This is a genomic window from Nocardioides epinepheli (assembly GCF_037936805.1).
Lineage (GTDB): Bacteria > Actinomycetota > Actinomycetes > Propionibacteriales > Nocardioidaceae > Nocardioides.
The window spans coordinates 256,442-275,966 of sequence record NZ_JBBMMC010000004.1 but is presented as its reverse complement, the minus strand read 5'-3'; the positions used below and the strand labels follow the sequence as shown (position 1 = coordinate 275,966).

The following is a 19,525-nucleotide window of genomic DNA, read 5'->3' as shown; positions in this document are numbered from 1 at the left end:
CACTGCGTCTGGATGGGCATGAGACGACCACGCGACAGCCGGGCCGAGTTCGTGGAGTTCGCCACGGCGAGGTCCGCAGCACTCCACCGGGCGGCCTACCTGATGGTCGGCGACGTCGGTCTGGCCCAGGACCTCGTGCAGGAGGCCCTCACCAAGACCTACGTCGCCTGGCCCCGACTGCGTGATCCGGCCAACGCCGAGGCCTACACCCGCAAGGCGATCACCACGACCGCGATCTCGTGGTTCCGGCGCAAGTCGTGGTCGCACGAGCGCACCGCGGCGGTCCTTCCCGAAGGCTCGCTGGGCGACCACGCCGGACCGGTGAGCGAGCGGGAGACCCTCTGGACGGCATTGCAGACCCTGCCCGTCCGGCAGCGCACCGCGATCGTGCTGCGCTACTACGAAGACCTCACCGAACCGCAGACCGCGGAGGCCATGGGCTGCGCGGTCGGCACCGTCAAGAGCCAGGTGTCGGCGGGGATCGCCAAGCTCCGCGTCCTGCTGCGTGACCAGCTCGACACCGAGCTCGACGCCGTGCTTGCCACCGGGCTCACCGGCGGGCTCACCTCCGGGCTCACCACCGAGCGGGACCCCGCACCCCCGCCGGCCCCTGCCACCGGACGAACCCACGCCACCTGCCACATCGACCACAATGACAACGAGGCGGCCCGATCATGACCGAGAAGCTGAGCACCCTCCTGCGCGAGCAGGCCGACACCCCGACCTTCGCCGTTCCCGACCTCGACGCGATCGTCCGTGCCGGCGACCGGCGAGCGCGGCGGCGCACCGTCGCCCTGGCTTCAGGGGTCGCGGCGGGCGTGGCCGCCTCGGCGGTCGTCGCCGGACTCGTCATCGCCGCGGTCGCTCCCGACGACACCACCGGCCTCGCGGTGGCCACGAACCCGCCCGAGGTCGCGCCGGCGTCCCCGCTCGACACCGCGGTCCCCACCTGGGCGATCAGCTCGGCGCTCTACACGCCGGATGCCCAGATCGAGACCGGTCGTACCATCGACTACTTCGTCCGGACCGCCGTCGGCTACGTCTTCGCCGACGCCACCGGTGCCGTGTACGCCGTCGACGCCGACGGCGTCGACCTCGTGGGCCAGACCAACGCCGATCGCCTGCGCCTGGTCTCCGACCCCGACGGCGACCTGGCCGGCTGGGTCGACTCCAGCGGCACCAAGCCTGCGTTCGTGGTGCTCGACCAGCGCACCGGCCAGATCACCCGCGACGACAGCCACACGACACCCGGCATGGGCCTGCTCGCCGACGAGGACGACCCCGCCTTCCTCTACGCGCTCGACGGCTCCACCGCCTACTGGCGCGACACGCGCGGCGCGGTGGCGGTCGACGTCACCACCGGCGCCACGCGCGTCGTCGATCCCGACGCGGTGAACGGCTACGACATCTACACCGTCGGCGCCGGGAAGGTGATCTTCAGCGGCGAGGACGAGCGCGCCCTCATCGGCACCACGCGTGCCGACGCGACGCCTCTGGCGATCGTCGGCGACCTTCCGATCCTGTCACCTGACGGGCGCTACCTGTCCTCACCCGCCGAGTCCGCCTTCGTGCTCGACACGACCACCGGCAGCCAGGTGACGGTCGGCGGGCCGAACCTTGCCGGCGGGGGCTACGACTGGATCGATGACGACACCGTGCTGGTCTTCGGCTCCGAGGGCCCGGACGAGCCGACGGCGATCCTGCAGTGCACGATCGGCGCCGGAGCGTGCCTGCAGGCCGCCGATCCGCAGCTCCCGCCGGGCGAGCCGGACGCCGGATTCCTGCTGCCCGGTCAGGGCAGCACCGACGAGTAGCGCGGCGCGCGGGTCAGACGCTGGCGGGACCGGACGGCAACGGAGCGCGCCAGTCCCGCCAGATCGCCAGCAGGCGCCACACCAGGCACACCGCGGCGCCGGCCAGGGCGACCACCAGGGCCGCCAGGCCGAGTCGCTCGCCGACGACCGCCACCGCGGCCCCCGCCAGGGCCGGCGTCGCGTAGAGCTCGCTGCGGAAGATGGCCGGCACCCGCCCGGCGAGCACGTCGCGGAGCATGCCGCCGCCGATCCCGGTGACCATCCCCATCAGCGCCGCCGGGATCGGCCCGAGGCCGTAGTCCAGCGCCTTCAGGGCACCGGTGACGCAGAAGAGGGAGAGCCCGAAGGCGTCGAAGACCGTGACCTGCCGCTCGACCCGGCCCAACGCGTCGTGCCACACGAAGGTCAGCAGTCCCGCGGCGATCGGCACCAGCAGGTAGCGCCAGTCGGCGAGCGCGGCCGGCGGCGTGGCACCGATCAGCACGTCACGGAGGAATCCGCCGCCCAGTCCGGTGGTGCCGGCGAGCACCAGGATCCCGAACACGTCGAGGTCCTTGCGCACGCCCACCAGGGCACCGGAGATCGCGAACACGAAGATGCCCACGAGGTCGAACGCGACGAGGGTGCCGGACACCGGACGAGCCTATTGGAGAGTCGGTGTGGAGGTCGGGCGCGCCGCACCGACTGGCGCCCCCGACTGACGTAGGCTCGGTGGACCATGACGACTGCCGGGCACGAGTACGACGCAACGGCCCCGGGTGCCGACCCGGCGCCGGTCCCCTCGCGTGCGCCGCGAGAGGTGCCGCTCACCCTTGCCGGCGTCAGCAGCGATCACGCGCAGCTGCTGCTCACCGCCGACGACGGTTCGACGTTCACCCTCGCGGTCACGCCCGGCCTGCGCGCCGCACTCCGGCTGCCGCCCGCCCCCAGCCCCACACCCGGTCACCCCCGAGCCGGCCAGATGGAGACCACGATGGACAGCGCCCTGCGCCCCCGCGACATCCAGACCCGGATCCGGGCCGGAGAGACAGCCGAAGCCGTCGCGGAGGCCGCGCAGACCAGCGTCGAGAAGATCATGCCCTTCGTCGCCCCGGTGCTCGCGGAGCGGCAGCACGTGGCCGAGCGGGCCCAGCGGTCGAGCCTGCGCCGCCGCTCCGGCGACGGCAGCGGCCCGGCCCGGACCCTCGGAGAGGCGGCCGAGTCCCACCTCCAGGCGCTCAACATCGACCCCGAGGTCATCGAGTGGGACGCCTGGCGGCGTGAGGACGGCCGCTGGACCCTGGTCGCCGGGATCGCCCTTCCGGTCCGCACGGGCACCGCCCACTTCACCTTCGACATGCGCGGCAACTACGTCATCCTCGACGACGAGGACGCCCGCTGGCTGGTCGGGGAGAACGTCGCCACGCCGGCCCCCGCCCGCGACGACCTCCAGCCGGTGCGTGCGCGCCGCCTCACCACGGTGGCCCCCGACGACCAGGAGCTCCCGCTGGGCGACGACGCCATCGAGCTGGTCTCCGACACCCCGCTCGAGGCCTTCCTCGACGAGCCCGACGAGGAGCCGGCCGAGGCCGCCCAGGCCGACAGCGACAGCGACAGCGACCAGGACGTCACCGACCAGACCGCCGAGGTCGCAGCGGCCGAGCACACCCCGGAGGAAGCACCCGCCGAGCCCGCCGAGGAGCCTCCCGCTCGTCGTCCGGTGCAGAAGAAGCGCGGTCGCGCCTCGGTGCCGAGCTGGGACGAGATCATGTTCGGTGGCGGCGACCAGTAGCAGGCCCCTCGTGGACCCGTCCTGACGGCGTCCCACCAAGTACGCTCCGCCCATGGCGTACTTCGTGACCGGGGCAACGGGATTCATCGGTCGTCACCTTGTCCAGGAGCTGATCGACAACCGCGATGGTGAGATCTTCGTGCTGTGTCGCGAGGGCTCCCTCGGCCGGCTCGAGACGCTGATCCGGCGCTGGGGCTCGGACCGCGTGGTGCCCGTGGTCGGAGATCTCGCGCAGGAGCGCCTCGGCGTCGACCCGGAGTGGATCGCCGAGCACGCCGGGACCATCGACCACTTCTTCCACGTCGCCGCGATCTACGACATGACCGCCGACGACGAGACCAACGAGGTGCTCAACGTCGGCGGCACCCAGAACGCCGTCGACCTGGCAGTGGCTCTCGACACAGGGACCTTCCACCAGGTGTCGTCGGTGGCCGCGGCCGGCGACTATCGCGGCGCCTTCGACGAGACCATGTTCGACGAGGGGCAGTCACTCCCCTCGCCGTACCACCGCACCAAGTTCGAGTCCGAGCGCATCGTGCGCGAGGAGTGCCCGGCGGCCGGCATGGCCTGGCGCGTCTACCGGCCCGCCGTCGTCGTGGGCCACTCCGAGACCGGGGCGATGGACAAAGTCGACGGCCCCTACTACTTCTTCCCCGCGATGAAGGCCGTCCGGGAGCGGCTGCCCGCGTGGCTCCCGTCGTGGCTGCCCTTCGCCGAGGCTCTCGGCGCCACGAACGTCGTCCCGGTCGACTACGTCGCCAAGGCGATGGACCATCTGGCCCACCTGCCCGGTCACGACGGCGAGGCCTTCCACCTGGTCAACCCCGAGCCGCAGCCGACCTCCGAGCTCATCAACCTGTTCTGCAAGGCGGCCGGCGCGCCGCAGCTGGCGACGCCGGTGCCGCTGCCGCGGGTGCCGCTGGTCCACGAGATCGCGAACGGCGTGACCGGCGCGCTCGGCGGTGCGCTCACCGGGGCGCTGCGCAATGGCGCCGTCCAGGCCGCCCTCGACCAGACCGTCGGCCGGCTCGGGATCCCCGCCGAGGTGCTCGCACACACCGGGTTCAGTGCCGAGTTCGACTCCACGGCCACCGAGCAGGCGCTGGCCGGATCCGGCATCGCCGTGCCCGACCTCGAGAGCTACGCACGCACCCTGTGGGGCTACTGGGAGGAGCACCTCGACGAGTCGACCGGCCGCGACGCGAAGATCCGCTCAGCCCTCGAGGGCAAGCACGTCGTCATCACCGGCGCATCCTCCGGCATCGGCCAGGTGACCGCCCTCAAGGTCGCCCAGGCCGGCGGCATCCCGGTCCTGGTCGCGCGCGGCAAGGACAAGCTCGACGAGACCAAGGCGACCATCGAGATGCGCGGCGGCACGGCCCACGTGTTCCCCTGCGACCTCTCCGATCTCGACGCGATCGACCGCCTGTGCGAGCAGCTGGTCGCCGAACTGCCCTCGGTCGACTTCGTGGTCAACAACGCCGGACGCTCCATCCGGCGCTCGCTGCGACTGAGCACCGACCGGTTCCACGACTTCGAGCGCACCATGCAGCTCAACTACTTCGGTGCGATCCGGCTCGTGATGGGCCTCCTGCCCGCCATGCAGGCCCAGCGGAGCGGCCACATCGTCAACGTCTCCTCCATCGGCGTCCAGACCAGTCCGCCCCGGTTCTCCGCCTATGTGGCCTCCAAGGCGGCCCTGGACGCCTGGAGCAACGTGGTGTCCTCGGAGGTCGTCGACAGCGGCATCACCTTCACCAGCATCCACATGCCGTTGGTGCGGACGCCGATGATCGCGCCGACCAAGCTCTACGACAAGTTCCCCACCATCTCTCCGGCCCAGGCGGCCGACACCGTCATCGAGGCGATGGTCGAGCGCCCGCACGAGATCAACACCCTCCTCGGCAACGTCGGCGCGGTCGCCCACACCGTGGCCCCGAAGCTGTCCTTCCGACTGCTCAACATGGCCTACCACGTCTTCCCCGACTCCGCCGCCGCCAAGGGCAAGGCCGCCGAGAGCGGCACCCGCGAATCCGAGCAGGTCATGCTCGCCAAGCTGTTCAAGGGCGTGCACTGGTAGGACCCGCAGCCAACGCCATCCGGAGGTTGAGCAGGCCGGCGAGTGTGGAACCAACTCGCCGGCGCCGACGAAACCCCGCACGCCTCCTCGGAAACGCTGGCAAGGACGGTCGCCGGGGTTTCGTCGGCGCTCGCTGGCGCTCGCTTGCTCAACCTCCGGCGGCACGGCAGCTCGACCCTGACGAGTTGACAACGATTCTCATTACAACTGAGAATCGTTCTCATGAAGATGCGCTCGATGCTCGGCCTGTCCACCGTCGCCTTGGCCCTGGCGGTGAGCGGCTGCACAGCCTTCGACGACTCCCCCACCGGTGACGGCGAGCCGCAGGTCGCCACGGCGTTCTACCCGCTGCAGTACGTCGCCGACCGGGTCGCCGGCGGCCACGCCGAGGTCGACCTGCTCACGCCTCCCGGCAAGGAGTCCCACGACCTCGAGCCCACCGTCGAGGAGACCGCCCGCATCGCGCAGGCCTCGCTGGTCGTCTACGAGCACGGCTTCCAGCCGGCCATCGACGACGCGATCGAGCAGAACGCCACCGGCGAGACCCTCGACGCCGCGGAGATCGTGGGTCTCGAGCCGTTCACCGGAGAGCACGCCGACGAGCACGGACACGAGCACGGACACGACCACGACGACGAGCACGACGAGCACAGCCACGAGGGAGAGAGCGAGGACGCCCATCACGAGGGCGACGGACACGACCACGGCGGCGAGCTCGACCCGCACTTCTGGCTCGACCCGATCCGGATGGCCACGCTGGGCGACGCCGTCGCCGACGCCCTCGCCGAGATCGACCCCGATCACGCCGACGACTACGCCGCCAATGCCGACGACCTGCGTACCGACCTCGAGGCGCTCGACGTCGACTACGCCGACGGACTGTCGTCGTGCGAGCGCCACATCATCGTCGTCTCGCACGACGCCTTCGGTTACCTCGGCAAGTACGGTATCGAGGTGGCTCCCGTCGCCGGCCTCACCCCCGACGCCGAACCCAACCCCGTCGCGCTGGGCGACCTCCAGCAGCTGATCCGCGACGAGGGCCTCACCACGGTGTTCAACGAGCGACTCGCCAGCCCCCGGCTCACCGAGGCCCTCGCCCGCGACACCGGCCTGAAGACCGCCGTCCTCGACCCGATCGAGGGTCTGAGCGACGAGACCGCCGATGAGGACTATCTTTCCCTGATGCAGGCGAACCTGAGTGCCCTCCGCGAGGCCAACGGATGTCAGTAGACCCGATCCGGCTGGTCGACGGCGCCGTCGCGATCGGGGGGCGCCCCGTCCTGCGCGGCATCGACCTCACCGTGCCCGCGGGCCAGTTCCTGGCGCTGCTCGGCGCCAACGGGTCCGGCAAGTCGACCCTGATCCGGGCGCTCACCGGGCTGCGGCCGCTGGCTCGCGGCGAGCTCAGCCTGTTCGGCACGCCGTTCGACAGGTTCCACCAGTGGTATCGCATCGGGTTCGTCCCGCAACGCACCGGAGCCGCCTCGGGGGTCCCCGCCTCGGTGCGCGAGGTCGTCGCCGCCGGGCGGCTGAGCCGTCGGAAGCTCCTCCACCCGCTCGGCGCCGCCGGACGACGAGCGGTCGACGAGGCGATCGAGCTCGTCGGGCTCACCGATCGCGCCGGCGACGGCGTCAGCACCCTCTCCGGGGGGCAGCAGCAGCGGGTGCTCATCGCCCGTGCCCTCGCCGGCGATCCCGAGCTGTTCTTCCTCGACGAGCCGACCGCGGGGGTCGACCTGACCCAGCAGCAGGTCCTCGCCGACACCCTCGCCGCCCTCAAGGAGCGCGGCGCCACGATCGTCCTGGTCGCCCACGAGCTCGGCCCGCTCGCGCCCCTGATCGATCGGTCCGTGGTGATGCGCGACGGCCGGATCGTCTACGACGGCTATCCACTCGCCGAGGCGGCGGCGCACGCTCACCACCACCTGCCCGGCCCCGAGGACCTCGTCCCCGACCATGCGCCGTCGGTCCGCTCGCCCTTCGAGGGTGGCGCACAGTGAGCGCCGCCGAGCTGTTCAGCCTCCCGTTCATGCAACGTGCCCTGTTGGCGGCACTGTTCACCGGACTGGCCGCCCCGGCCATCGGGACCTACCTGGTCCAGCGACGCCTCGCGCTCATGGGTGACGGCATCGGTCACGTCGCGGTCACCGGCGTCGCCCTCGGCCTCATCACCGGATGGTCCCCTACCTGGACCGCGGTGATCGTCGCGGTACTCGGCGCGGTGCTGATCGAGTTCATCCGCGAACGGGGGCACACCAACGGCGACGTCGCGCTGGCGCTCCTCTTCTACGGCGGCCTGGCCGGCGGCGTCCTGATCACCGGGCTCGGCGGACAGAGCGCGGCCCGCCTCCAGCAGTACCTGTTCGGCTCGATCACCACGATCTCGATCGAGGACGTAATCGTCACGATGGTGCTCGCCGCCGTGGTGATCCTGGTCTGCGTCGGTCTCTCCCCGCAGCTGTTCGCGGTGGCGCAGGACCCCGAGTTCGCGCGGGTGGCCGGCCTCAAGGTCCGCGCCTACAACGTGCTCGTGGCGGTGCTGGCGGCGGTGAGCGTCACCGTGGCGATGCGGACCGTCGGCCTGCTGCTGGTCTCCGCGCTCATGGTGGTGCCCGTGGCGACGTCGCAGCAGCTCTCGCGCACCTTCCGCACCACACTGGCCGCGGCGATGGTCCTCGGGGCGCTCGCCTCGGTCGGCGGTCTGGTGATCTCGGCGTTCGCGTCGTATCACGCCAACGTCGCGCCGGGGCCGACGATCGTGCTGCTCTCGCTGGCCGGCTTCGTCGTCACCTGGCCGATCGGTGCCTGGCTGCGTCACCGGGCACGACTCGCGGCCCCCTTCGACGACGAGCCGGTCGGGCACGAGGTCAGCGACGAGCATCCCCACCAGCACGGTCCGGACTGCGGGCACGTCGCCGTGCCGCACGACGACCACGTCGACTACGTGCACGACGGCCACCGCCACGCGCCGCACGGCGCCCACTACGACGAGCACTGACCGAGGGGATTACCTCGGCACCCTGGGTGGAACGATGCCGCCATGTCGCAGACGCCGTCGGACCCGTCGAGCGAGCCCACCCGGCTCGGTCCCCCCGGAACTCCGCCCCAGGGTCCTCCCCCACAGCAACCGCCGTACGGCCAGCAACCGGCCCAGCCGCAGTGGACCGATCAGAGCGCACCGCACTGGCCCCCGCAGGGACCACCACAAGGCCCACCGCAGGGACCGCCGTTAGGAGGCCCACCGCAGGGACCGCCGCAGGCCTACTACGGTCCTCCGGGTGGGCCGCACGGCCCGCAAGGCCCGCAGCGCTCCTCGAGGACGCCGCTGATCATCACGCTCGTGGTCGCGGCGATCCTGCTCGTCGGCGGCGGCATCTTCGCGATCGTGGCGCTCAACGGGGACGACGACAAGGACACCGCAGGGGACGACTCGACCCGCTCGAGCAGTCCGCTCCCGACCGCCACCGGCCCCGACGAGGAGCCCGGTACCACCGAGGTGACCCCCGAGCCGGTCGACCCCGGATCCGCCGGCACCGATGACGCCGCGCCCCTGGTCGGCACGTGGACCGGCACCTACACCTGCAACCAGGGCGAGAGCGCGCTCGATCTCGAGATCGCCTCCAGCGGCGGTGGTGCGGTGACCGCGGTCTTCACGTTCGGGCCCACCGAGACCAATCCCGACGTCGAGCGGGGCTCCTTCGCGATGGAGGGCACCTACCAGCGCGGCGAGCTCTCACTCGTGGCGACCGAGTGGATCGACAAGCCCGGCGACTACCTGACGGTCGATCTGTTCGCCATCGTGACCGAGCCGGCCTCCGACACCATCTCCGGCGAGGTCCGCTACGACGGCTGCACCGACTTCGAGGTCATCCGGCAATGACCTGGGGGTAGGTCAGGCGCGGCCGTAGCGCCGGTCGCGCTCGGCGTAGAGCTCGACCGCCCGCCACAGTGCCCGGCGATCGACGTCTGGCCAGAGGATGTCGGTGAACACCAGCTCGGAGTAGGCCGCCTGCCACAGCAGGTAGTTCGAGAGCCGCTGCTCCCCCGACGTGCGCCAGATCAGGTCGGCGTCGGGGAGCTCGGGCACGTAGAGGTGCTTGGCGAAGGTGCGCTCGTCGACCTTGTCGGGGTTCTGGCGCCCGGCGGCCACCTCGCGGGCGATCGATCGGGCGGCATCGGCGAGCTCGGCGCGTCCGCCGTAGTTGACGCACATGGTGAGGGTGAGGACGTCGTTGTCGCGGGTCAGCTCCTCGGCGACCTGGAGCTCCTTGATCACCGACTTCCACAGCCGCGGCGAGCGCCCGGCCCACCGCACGCGCACGCCCAGGGCATGCATCTCGTCGCGTCGGCGGCGGATGACGTCACGGTTGAAGCCCATGAGGAAGCGCACCTCCTCCGGCGAGCGGGTCCAGTTCTCGGTGGAGAAGGCGTAGGCCGAGATCGCCTTGACGCCGACCTCGATGGCTCCCTCGACGACGTCGAACAGGGCGGCCTCGCCCATCTCGTGGCCGCGGGTGCGGGGAAGCCCGCGCTCCTTGGCCCACCGGCCGTTGCCGTCCATGATGATCGCCACGTGCTGGGGCACCAGGTCGCGCGGGATCGCCGGCGGACGGACCCCCGAGGGGTGCGGCGTGGGAGGTCTGACGGCGCGCTTCACGCGGAGGACGCTACCGCTCCACGTGCTCCAGGGAGCGCAGCTGTCGTTCCAGGTGCCAGGACAGGAATGCCGCGACCAGACCGCTCGCCTCGCGCAGGTGCCGCGGGTCGGCGGCCTCGACGCTGGCCCAGTCGCCGGCGAGCAGCGCACCGAGCAGGTGGAGCGTCTCCGAGGCCGGCGCGGCCGAACCGGGCACTCGGCACGTCGTGCAGAGCACCCCGCCCATCGACGGGTTGAACCACCGGTGCGGACCTTCCCGCCCGCAGTGCGCGCAGGCCTCGAACGACGGCGCGTAACCCGCCACCGCCAGCGACCGCAGCAGGTAGGAGTCGAGCACCTGGCCCGGTCCCCGCTCGGGCATGGTGAGCGCGCGCAGGCCGCCGATGAGCAGCAGGAACTGCTGGAGAGCAGGCTCGCGCTCCTCGGTCACCAGGCGCTCGGCGGTCTCGAGCATCGCCGTCCCGGCGGTGTAGCGCTCGTAGTCGTGCCCGAGCCCGGCGTGGAACAGCGAACGGGTCTCGGCCTGGGTGACGATGTCGAGGGAGCGCCCCTCGGCCAGCTGGAGGTCGACGTGGGTGAACGGCTCGAGCCGGGAGCCGAACTTCGACGTCGTGCGCCGCACGCCCTTGGCGACGGCACGTACCCGGCCGTGATGGCGGGTCAGCAGGGTGATGATGCGGTCGGCCTCACCGAGCTTGTGGGTGCGCAGGACGACCGCCTCGTCGCGGTAGACGGGCACCGGTCCATTCTGGCAAAGCTCAGGTCGCCGGGCGGGTACGCCGCGCGCGTCTGCGCCCGGCGGCCTTCGACATGTCCGCGACACCGGGCGGCGTCCGAGCAGGCTCGGTGGCGACCGGCTCCTCCCAGCACTCCTGGGCGAACTCGACGGCCTCGCGGTCGAGTCGGGCGGGTCGCAGTCGCCACTCGACGATGCTGTGGGCGCCGACGAAGCGACCGTTGGGAAGCTCCTTGGCGAGCATCGCGGCGTCCGCGGCGGGATGCACGGGGTCCGCGGCGTGCCCGATCACCAGGGCCGGGGCGGTGATCCGGCGTCGCTGCTTCGACGGCGGCGCCATCCGTCCGAAGAACACGCCGTGGATGACGGCCGCCATCGCGTCGCCGCGCTGGTTGAACACGTCGAGCGCCACCCCGGTCCAGAACGGCACCAGGCCGCGCGGCACCGGCCGGGTCAGCCTGCGCAGTGCGGTGATCGTGAGTGGTAGGTAGCGCGCGGCGAACATCAGCGGCGCCGTCGCGACGATGCCCGCCTCGACGGCGTTGTCGAGCACCGGCATCTCCAACAGCAGCCCGCGCACCCGCTCGGGCGCGATCGCGGCCACCTCGAGCGACACGTTCGCGCCGAGCGACGTCCCCCCGATCACGGCCTGGTCGGCGCCGGCGTGATCGAGCAGGGCGACCACCTGCTCGGCGAAGCCGGTGGTCGAGTAGGCCAGCGGGTCGGCGGGCCGGTCGGAACGACCGTGGCCGAGCAGGTCGAGGGTGAGGACGTGGAGCCCGTGCGCGGCCAGAGCCCGGGCCAGCGGCTGCTGCATCCGTCGGGTCATCAGCTGCCCGTGGATCAGCACCACCCACGACTCACCGGAGCCGAACTCGGTGTACTCCACCCGGTCGCGACCCGACTCGCCCTCGATGAAGAACTGACCGATGCGCTCGGAGACCAGCATGGCCGCAGGCTACGTCACCGCTCCGCAACTACCTGCCCGCACGCGCGGGCCGACCTCCGATGGGGATAGTCCCGGCCGTTTGGGCCCTCGAATCGATCGAGAAGGGGCCCAAACAGCCGGGACTATCGTCCACGACGGCCTGGCAGGCGACCTCGTCAGATGGCGGCGGCGCGGTTGACGGCGCTGGTGACGGCCTTGAGGGAGGCGGTGACGATGTTGGCGTCGAGGCCGACGCCCCAGAAGACCTGGTCGCCGATCGTGCACTCGACGTAGGCCGCGGCGATGGCGTCGCCGCCGGAGCCGAGGGCGTGCTCGTGGTAGTCGAGCACGCGGACGTCGAAGTCCTCGGGCTGCTCGTTGAGCGCGGCTACGAACGCGGCGATCGGGCCGTTGCCGGCGCCCTCGAGGGTGCGCCGCTCGCCGTTGACGTAGACGGTCACGGTGAGCGCGTCCTTCTCGCCGGCCGCGGAGCTGGTGTGCACCGAGTTCAGCTTCAACGGCGTCTCGCGGTCGAGGTACTCGGCGCGGAAGGCCGCCCAGATCTCGTCGGGGGTCACCTCGCCGCCCTCGGAGTCGGTGCGCTGCTGGATGACGCGGCTGAACTCGATCTGCGCGCGGCGTGGCAGGTCGAGCTTGTGCTCGGTCTTGAGGATGTAGGCGACCCCGCCCTTGCCCGACTGGCTGTTGACGCGGATCACGGCCTCGTAGGAGCGCCCGACGTCCTTGGGGTCGATCGGCAGGTAGGGCACCTGCCACTCGTGCTCGTCGACGCTGTGACCGGCCGCGGCGGCGTCGCGCTCGAGGGCCTCGAAGCCCTTCTTGATCGCGTCCTGGTGCGAGCCGGAGAAGGCGGTGTAGACCAGGTCGCCGCCGTAGGGGTGGCGCTCGTGCACGGGCAGCTGGTTGCAGTACTCGACCGTGCGGCGGATCTCGTCGATGCCGCCATTGCTCGCGAAGTCGATCTCGGGGTCGATGCCCTGGGTGAACATGTTGAGCCCGAGGGTGACCAGGCACACGTTGCCGGTGCGCTCGCCGTTGCCGAACAGGCAGCCCTCGATCCGGTCGGCTCCGGCCAGGTAGCCGAGCTCGGCCGCGGCCACGGCGGTGCCGCGGTCGTTGTGGGGGTGCAGGGACAGCACGACGTGCTCGCGGTGGTTGAGGTGACGGCTCATCCACTCGATGGAGTCGGCGTAGACGTTGGGGGTGGCCATCTCGACGGTGGCCGGCAGGTTGATGATCACCGGCTTCTCGGCGGTGGGCTCGAAGACCTCGAGCACCTCGTTGCACACCCGTACGGCGAACTCGAGCTCGGTGCCGGTGTAGGACTCCGGGCTGTACTCGTAGAACACCTCGGTCTCCGGGATGCCCTCCTCGTACTTCTTGCACAGCCGCGCGCCCTGGACGGCGATGTCGGCGATGCCGTCCTGGTCGAGCCCGAACACCACGCGCCGCTGGAGGGTGGAGGTGGAGTTGTAGAGGTGGACGATCGCCTGCTTGGCGCCGCGGATCGCCTCGTAGGTGCGCTCGATGAGCTCCTCGCGCGCCTGGGTGAGCACCTGGATGACGACGTCGTCGGGGATCAGGTCCTCGTCGATCAGCTGGCGGACGAAGTCGAAGTCGGTCTGGCTGGCGCTGGGGAAGCCGACCTCGATCTCCTTGTAGCCCATCGCGACGAGCAGCTTGAACATCGTCAACTTGCGGGCCGGCGACATCGGGTCGATGAGCGCCTGGTTGCCGTCGCGCAGGTCGACCGCACACCACCGCGGCGCCTTCGACATCCGCTTGGTGGGCCAGGTGCGGTCGGCGAGGTCGACCGGGAAGAACGGCTCGTAGCGCTGGAACGGCATCCCGCTGGGCTGCTGCGGGTTGGCCCCGGCCTGGTCGCCGATGCTCTGCGCGTCGGTGCTCTGCTCACTGGGCGTGGTGCTGGTCATGATCTTCTCCTGCTAGGGCTGGCTCGATTGCCGCCGGCGCACACGAACCTCCGCAGCGAGGAGGTCGGCGATTCAGACCTCGCTGCGGCAGCGAAGGAGGAGGCAATACGTCATGACGGCGACCACTCTAGCCGCCCGCACCGGCGTCCTGGAAGTCGGTCCAGGACTCGGGCGGGTGTTGGGGGCTGTGTTCGGGCCGGCTCGAGTGTCGGTGCCATCGGACACACTGGTCCCGTGACCACCGATCCGCTCGCCGAGTTCAGCGAGGCCACACGCACCTGGTTCCGTGCGGCCTTCGCCGAGCCGACGGCGGCGCAGGCCGGCGCGTGGACCGCGATCGCGGGCGGACGACACGCGCTGGTGGTGGCGCCGACCGGGTCCGGCAAGACCCTGAGCGCGTTCTTGTGGTCGCTGGACCGGCTGCTCACCAGCGAGCCTCCCGCCGATCGCAACCATCGCACCCGGGTGCTCTACCTCAGCCCGCTCAAGGCGCTCGGGGTCGACGTCGAGCGCAACCTGCGCGCGCCGCTCACCGGGATCAAGCACACCGCCGACCGGCTCGGGCTCGAGGTCCCCGACGTCACCGTCGGCGTCCGCTCCGGCGACACCTCGGCCGCCGATCGACGCAAACTGGTCACGACACCACCCGACATCCTCATCACCACGCCCGAGTCACTCTTCCTCATGCTCACCAGCCAGGCTCGCGAGTCCCTGCGCGGGGTCGAGACGGTGATCATCGACGAGGTGCACGCGGTCGCCGGCAGCAAACGGGGCGCACATCTCGCGCTGTCCCTGGAACGGCTCGACGCCCTGCTCGACAAGCCGGCGCAACGCATCGGCCTCTCGGCGACGGTCCGTCCGCTGGAGGAGGTCGCCCGCTTCCTCGGCGGCAGCGCGCCGGTCGAGATCGTCGCACCGCCGGCCGAGAAGGAGTGGGACCTGCGCGTCGTCGTCCCGGTCGAGGACATGACCCAGCCCGGCGACTACGACGAGGACACCGACGACAACTCCCACGCGAGCATCTGGCCCCACGTCGAGGAGAGCGTGGTCGACCTCATCGAGCAGCACACCTCCACCATCGTGTTCGCCAACTCCCGGCGGCTGGCCGAGCGGCTCACCGCGCGCCTCAACGAGATCGCCACCGAGCGTGCGGAGGTCGCACTCCCCGACGCCGGAGCACCCCCGGCACAGATCCCTCCGGCACAGATCATGGCGCAGTCCGGCGCCTCGCAGGGCGCAAGCACCGTCATCGCCAAGGCGCACCACGGCTCGGTCAGCAAGGAGCAGCGGGCGCTGATCGAGGACGACCTCAAGCGGGGACGGCTCCCCGCGGTCGTGGCCACCAGCAGCCTCGAGCTCGGCATCGACATGGGCGCGGTCGATCTCGTCGTCCAGATCGAGTCGCCACCCTCGGTGGCCAGCGCCCTCCAGCGGGTCGGTCGCGCGGGCCACCAGGTCGGCGAGACCTCTCGCGGCGTCCTGTACCCCAAGCACCGCGGCGACCTGGCGCAGACGGCGGTCGCGGTGGCCAGGATGCGCGAGGGCGGCATCGAGGCGCTGCGGATCCCCAGCAACCCGCTCGACGTCCTGGCCCAGCAGGTGGTCGCCGCCACGGCATTGGAGTCGCTCGACGTCGACCAGCTCTACGCCCTGGTCCGGCGTAGCGCCCCGTTCGCCCAGCTCCCCCGCGCCGCGTTCGAGGCGACGCTCGACCTGCTGGCCGGCCGCTACCCCAGCGACGAGTTCGCCGAGCTGCGCCCCCGCGTCGTGTGGGATCGCGTCGGCAACACCCTCACCGGACGCCCCGGCGCCCAGCGGCTCGCCGTCACGAGTGGCGGCACGATCCCCGACCGTGGCCTGTTCGGCGTGTTCCTCGTCGGTGGGGAGGGCCCGGGCAAGCGGGTCGGCGAGCTCGACGAGGAGATGGTCTACGAGTCACGCGTGGGCGACATCTTCGCCCTCGGCGCCACCAGCTGGCGTATCGAGGACATCACCCACGATCGCGTGCTCGTCACCCCCGCACCAGGGATCCCGGGTCGGCTGCCCTTCTGGAAGGGCGACACCCTCGGCCGTCCGGCCGAGCTCGGCGCCGCGATCGGTGCGTTCACCCGGGAGCTCGGGGCGCAGAGCCGCGAGGCCGCGATCGGCGCTGCCCGCGAGCGCGGCCTCGACGAGTGGGCCGCCACCAACCTCGTCGACTACCTCCACGAGCAGATCGAGGCCACCCGGGTACTCCCCAGCGACACCACGGTGCTCGTCGAGCGGTTCCGTGACGAGCTCGGCGACTGGCGCCTGGTCGTCCACTCGCCCTACGGCGTCCCGGTACACGCCCCGTGGGCACTGGCGATCAACGCCCGGCTCCGCGAGCGCTACGGCGTCGACGGGCAGGCATTGGCCTCCGACGACGGCATCGTGATCCGGATCCCCGACTCCGACGCCGATCCGCCCGGCGGCGACCTCATCGTCTTCGAGCCCGACGAGATCGAGCAGATCGTCACCCAGGAGGTCGGGGGCTCGGCCCTGTTCGCGGCCCGCTTCCGCGAGTGCGCCGCCCGCGCGCTCCTGCTCCCCCGCCGGGACCCCGGACGCCGTTCGCCGCTGTGGCAGCAGCGTCAGCGCGCCGCCGCCCTCCTCGAGGTGGCCGCGAAGTACCCCTCGTTCCCGATCGTGCTGGAGGCCGTGCGCGAGTGCCTCCAGGACGTCTACGACCTGCCCGCCCTGGTCGCGCTGATGGGTGGGGTGGAGCGCCGCGAGGTGCAGGTCACCGACATCGCCACCAACAGCCCGTCACCGTATGCCCGCAGCCTCCTGTTCGGGTACGTCGCACAGTTCGTCTACGAGGGCGACTCCCCCATCGCCGAGCGCCGCGCCGCCGCGCTCGCCCTCGACCAGGGGCTGCTCGCCGAGCTCCTCGGTCGCGCCGAGCTTCGTGAGCTCCTCGACCCCGACGTCCTCGCGGAGGTCGAGGCCGAGCTCCAGCGCCTCACCCCAGAGCGCCGGGTCCGCGACGCCGAGGGGCTCGTCGACCTGCTCCGGCTCCTCGGTCCGCAGTCCACCGACGAGATCGTCGCCCGCAGCGTCGAGGACGCCGACCTCGACCTGTGGCTGGAGACCCTCACCCGGAGCCGCCGGGTCGTCGAGGTGCGCATCGCCGGCGTCCCGCGCTGGGCCGTGGTCGAGGACGTCGCCCGCCTGCGCGACGGTCTCGGCGTGCCCGTGCCTCCCGGGACCCCGGAGGTGTTCGCCGAGCCCGTCGACGACCCGATCGCCGACCTCGTGGCGCGTCATGCCCGCACCCACGGCCCGTTCACCCTCGACGACGTCGCCGCGCGCCTGGGTCTCGGCACCGCCGTCGTGCGTCACACGCTCGAGCGGCTCGCCGCGCAGGGGCGGGTGCTCGACGGCGAGTTCCGGCCCGCCGGCTCCGGCACGGAGTGGTGCGACGCCGAGGTGCTGCGTCGGCTTCGGCGCCGTTCCCTGGCCCGGCTGCGCCAGGAGGTGGAGCCGGTCGAGCCCGCCGCCCTGGCGCGCTTCCTCGGCGCCTGGCAGCACGTCACGACCGGCCGCGGCCTGCGCGGGGTCGACGGCGTCCTCACCGCGATCGAGCAGCTCGCCGGCTGTCCGGTCCCGGCCTCGGCCCTCGAGCCGCTCGTGCTGGCGGCCCGGGTGCGCGACTACGAGCCCTCCTACCTCGACGAGCTCACCGCCAGCGGCGAGGTGATCTGGGCCGGCCACGGCGCACTGCCCGGCAACGACGGCTGGGTGAGCCTGCACCTGGCCGACCAGGCCGAGCTCACCCTGCCCGAGCCCGCGCCGTTCGAGGCCGGTGAGCTGCAGGAGGCCACCCTCGCCGCGCTCGCCGGGGGCGGCGCGTGGTTCTTCCACCAGCTCGCTTCGGCCGTCCGCGCCGGTCTCGACCGCCCCGGGTTGAGCGACGAGGCCATCAGCGCGGCGCTGTGGGAGCTCGTCTGGGCCGGCCGGGTCAGCAACGACACCCTCACCCCGCTGCGGGCCCTCACCCGTCAGGGGCGCACGGCTCATCGCGCGCGCCGGCCGGCGCCTCGCCCCGGTCGGGTCGCGCGCACCGGACCGCCCGAGACCGCCGGCCGCTGGGCCCTGCTTCCCGAGATCGACCCCGACGCCACCCGTCGCGCCAAGGCCACCGCCGAGCGGCTCCTCGACCGCCACGGCGTCGTCCTGCGGGGCGCCGTCGTCAACGAGCGCGTGCCGGGCGGCTTCGCGGCGGTCTACAAGGTGCTGGCGGCCTTCGAGGAGTCCGGGCGGTGCCGACGCGGCTACTTCGTCGACGGGCTCGGCGCAGCGCAGTTCGGCACGGCCGGGGCGATCGACCGGCTCCGCACCTTCAGCGAGCCGCCGCGCGCGGAGGCCGGGGGCGCCAAGAAAACCACGGCGGTCGCGATCGCCGCCACCGACCCGGCCAACCCCTACGGCGCGGCTCTGCCCTGGCCGGCCACCGAGTCCGGGCATCGCCCCGGACGCAAGGCCGGCGCGATCGTCGTCCTGGTTGACGGCGTCCTGGCGCTCTACGTCGAGCGCGGCGGCCGCACCCTGCTCACCTGGTCCGAGGATGCCGAGGTGCTCGAGCCGGCGGCCGCGGCGCTCGCCGACGCCGTCCGCCGGGGCGCCCACGACAAGCTCACCGTCGAGAAGGCCGACGGTTCGGCCGTGCTCGGAGGGGGTGCCACGCCGCTGCGCGCCGCACTCGACGCCGCCGGGTTCGTCGCCACTCCCCAAGGTCTGAGGTTGCGCGGTGCCCGAGGGTGACACCGTCTACCGGGCCGCGCGGGTGCTCGATCGCGCGTTGTCGGGTCGCGTCCTGACCCGCACCGACTTCCGGGTGCCGGCGCTTGCCACCGTCGACCTGTCCGGCGCCACCGTCACCGAGACCGTCTCCCGCGGCAAGCACCTGCTCACCCGCATCCGGCCCGGCGACGGGGGCGCGGCCCAGACCCTGCACACCCACCTGAAGATGGAGGGCAGCTGGCGCGTGGTCCCCGACGGACGACGGTGGCCGCGCCCGGCCCACCAGGCGCGGGTGGCGCTCTCGGTCGACGGGACGACGGCGGTCGGCTTCTCCCTCGGCATCGTCGAGCTGCTGCCGTCCGCTCAGGAGGATTCCGTCGTCGGACACCTCGGCCCCGACCTGCTCGGTCCCGACTGGGACCCCGACCAGGCTCTCGTGCGGCTGCTCGCCGAGCCGGACCGCCCGCTGGCCGAGGCTCTCCTCGACCAGCGTGTGCTGGCCGGTCTCGGCAACATGTACGTCGCCGAGCTCTGCTTCCTCTCCGGCGTCCATCCCAGGTCGCCGGTGCGGTCGGTGCCCGATCCGACCCGGATGATGCGTCGCGCACACCAGCTCCTCGACCTCAACAAGGAGCGCGCGGTCCAGTCCACGACCGGCAACCTGCGTGAGCGCGAGCGGATGTGGGTCTACCGCCGAGACCGCTCGGCCTGTCGTCGCTGCGGCACCCCGATCGAGATCGCGATGACCGGCCCGGCGGGACGTGAGCGCGCGACGTACTGGTGCCCGAGCTGCCAGCCGGGCGCCCAGGCGTAGGGCTCG

15 protein-coding genes are annotated in these 19,525 nt (G+C 72.0%); 10 read left to right on the top strand and 5 right to left on the bottom strand.

The window, feature by feature from the left end; translation table 11 throughout:
- The first annotated feature begins 18 nt into the window (after positions 1-18).
- Together WMR31_RS07875 and WMR31_RS07870 are read left to right on the top strand one after the other, a co-directional pair.
- Positions 19-678 carry a SigE family RNA polymerase sigma factor gene (locus WMR31_RS07875; RefSeq protein WP_340538236.1) on the top strand — a complete coding sequence of 220 codons (660 nt, stop codon included), beginning with the start codon at positions 19-21 and terminating at the stop codon, positions 676-678.
- Positions 675-1,814 carry a hypothetical protein gene (locus tag WMR31_RS07870; RefSeq protein ID WP_340538235.1) on the top strand — a complete coding sequence of 380 codons (1,140 nt, stop codon included), beginning with the start codon at positions 675-677 and terminating at the stop codon, positions 1,812-1,814. The genes WMR31_RS07875 and WMR31_RS07870 overlap by 4 nt, the downstream gene beginning before the upstream one ends.
- A gap of 13 nt (positions 1,815-1,827) precedes the next feature.
- On the opposite strand, the gene WMR31_RS07865 is transcribed toward WMR31_RS07870, so the two are convergent.
- Positions 1,828-2,448 carry a trimeric intracellular cation channel family protein gene (locus tag WMR31_RS07865; protein ID WP_340538234.1) on the bottom strand — a complete coding sequence of 207 codons (621 nt, stop codon included), beginning with the start codon at positions 2,446-2,448 and terminating at the stop codon, positions 1,828-1,830.
- Between the two features lie 84 nt (positions 2,449-2,532).
- On the opposite strand from WMR31_RS07865, the gene sepH reads away from it, so the two are divergent.
- The 6 genes from sepH (at position 2,533) to WMR31_RS07835 (ending at position 9,545) form a co-directional block, all read left to right on the top strand.
- Positions 2,533-3,585 (top strand): septation protein SepH, encoded by a 1,053-nt coding sequence (gene sepH, locus WMR31_RS07860; protein ID WP_340538233.1) that lies wholly within the window; start codon positions 2,533-2,535, stop codon positions 3,583-3,585.
- 52 nt (positions 3,586-3,637) lie between these two features.
- The gene (locus WMR31_RS07855; protein ID WP_340538232.1) at positions 3,638-5,665 is read left to right on the top strand and encodes an SDR family oxidoreductase; all 2,028 of its coding nucleotides are present in this window, start codon (positions 3,638-3,640) and stop codon (positions 5,663-5,665) included.
- A 222-nt stretch (positions 5,666-5,887) separates the two neighbouring features.
- Entirely contained in the window at positions 5,888-6,895 is a 1,008-nt protein-coding gene (locus WMR31_RS07850) for a metal ABC transporter substrate-binding protein (protein ID WP_340538231.1), read from the top strand.
- The gene (locus WMR31_RS07845) at positions 6,886-7,665 is read left to right on the top strand and encodes a metal ABC transporter ATP-binding protein (protein WP_340538230.1); all 780 of its coding nucleotides are present in this window, start codon (positions 6,886-6,888) and stop codon (positions 7,663-7,665) included. The genes WMR31_RS07850 and WMR31_RS07845 overlap by 10 nt, the downstream gene beginning before the upstream one ends.
- Entirely contained in the window at positions 7,662-8,663 is a 1,002-nt protein-coding gene (locus WMR31_RS07840; protein WP_340538229.1) for a metal ABC transporter permease, read from the top strand. Before WMR31_RS07845 ends, WMR31_RS07840 begins: the two co-directional genes overlap by 4 nt.
- A 342-nt stretch (positions 8,664-9,005) precedes the next feature.
- Complete coding sequence (locus WMR31_RS07835; protein WP_340538228.1) at positions 9,006-9,545, top strand: hypothetical protein; 540 nt, start codon at positions 9,006-9,008, stop codon at positions 9,543-9,545.
- 12 nt (positions 9,546-9,557) lie between these two features.
- Here the strand turns inward: WMR31_RS07835 and WMR31_RS07830 are convergent, their stop codons facing one another.
- From WMR31_RS07830 to leuA, 4 genes are all read right to left on the bottom strand, one after another.
- Complete coding sequence (locus WMR31_RS07830; protein WP_340538227.1) at positions 9,558-10,322, bottom strand: isoprenyl transferase; 765 nt, start codon at positions 10,320-10,322, stop codon at positions 9,558-9,560.
- 10 nt (positions 10,323-10,332) lie between these two features.
- On the bottom strand, positions 10,333-11,061 hold the full coding sequence (gene recO / locus WMR31_RS07825; RefSeq protein ID WP_340538226.1) for a DNA repair protein RecO: 729 nt from the start codon (positions 11,059-11,061) through the stop codon (positions 10,333-10,335).
- 19 nt (positions 11,062-11,080) lie between these two features.
- A complete protein-coding gene (locus WMR31_RS07820) occupies positions 11,081-12,007 on the bottom strand; it encodes an alpha/beta fold hydrolase (protein ID WP_340538225.1) in 927 nt (308 codons plus the stop codon).
- A gap of 155 nt (positions 12,008-12,162) precedes the next feature.
- Positions 12,163-13,854, bottom strand: a complete 1,692-nt coding sequence (leuA, locus tag WMR31_RS07815) for a 2-isopropylmalate synthase (RefSeq protein ID WP_340538281.1) — start codon at positions 13,852-13,854, stop codon at positions 12,163-12,165.
- A 321-nt stretch (positions 13,855-14,175) separates the two neighbouring features.
- Here leuA and WMR31_RS07810 point away from each other — a divergent pair, with 321 nt between their 5' ends.
- Together WMR31_RS07810 and WMR31_RS07805 are read left to right on the top strand one after the other, a co-directional pair.
- Positions 14,176-18,726: an ATP-dependent helicase gene (locus tag WMR31_RS07810; RefSeq protein ID WP_340538224.1), complete on the top strand. Its 4,551-nt coding sequence runs from the start codon at positions 14,176-14,178 to the stop codon at positions 18,724-18,726.
- Positions 18,713-19,519 carry a DNA-formamidopyrimidine glycosylase family protein gene (locus tag WMR31_RS07805; RefSeq protein WP_340538223.1) on the top strand — a complete coding sequence of 269 codons (807 nt, stop codon included), beginning with the start codon at positions 18,713-18,715 and terminating at the stop codon, positions 19,517-19,519. Before WMR31_RS07810 ends, WMR31_RS07805 begins: the two co-directional genes overlap by 14 nt.
- The last annotated feature ends 6 nt before the right edge of the window (positions 19,520-19,525 follow it).

Coding starts and splice junctions, on each gene's coding strand:
- WMR31_RS07875 (WP_340538236.1), top strand. CDS start 19: ATGAGACGACCACGCGACAGCCGGGCCGAGTTCGTGGAGTTCGCCACG.
- WMR31_RS07870 (WP_340538235.1), top strand. CDS start 675: ATGACCGAGAAGCTGAGCACCCTCCTGCGCGAGCAGGCCGACACCCCG.
- sepH (WP_340538233.1), top strand. CDS start 2,533: ATGACGACTGCCGGGCACGAGTACGACGCAACGGCCCCGGGTGCCGAC.
- WMR31_RS07855 (WP_340538232.1), top strand. CDS start 3,638: ATGGCGTACTTCGTGACCGGGGCAACGGGATTCATCGGTCGTCACCTT.
- WMR31_RS07850 (WP_340538231.1), top strand. CDS start 5,888: ATGAAGATGCGCTCGATGCTCGGCCTGTCCACCGTCGCCTTGGCCCTG.
- WMR31_RS07845 (WP_340538230.1), top strand. CDS start 6,886: ATGTCAGTAGACCCGATCCGGCTGGTCGACGGCGCCGTCGCGATCGGG.
- WMR31_RS07820 (WP_340538225.1), bottom strand. CDS start 12,007: ATGCTGGTCTCCGAGCGCATCGGTCAGTTCTTCATCGAGGGCGAGTCG.
- leuA (WP_340538281.1), bottom strand. CDS start 13,854: ATGCCGTTCCAGCGCTACGAGCCGTTCTTCCCGGTCGACCTCGCCGAC.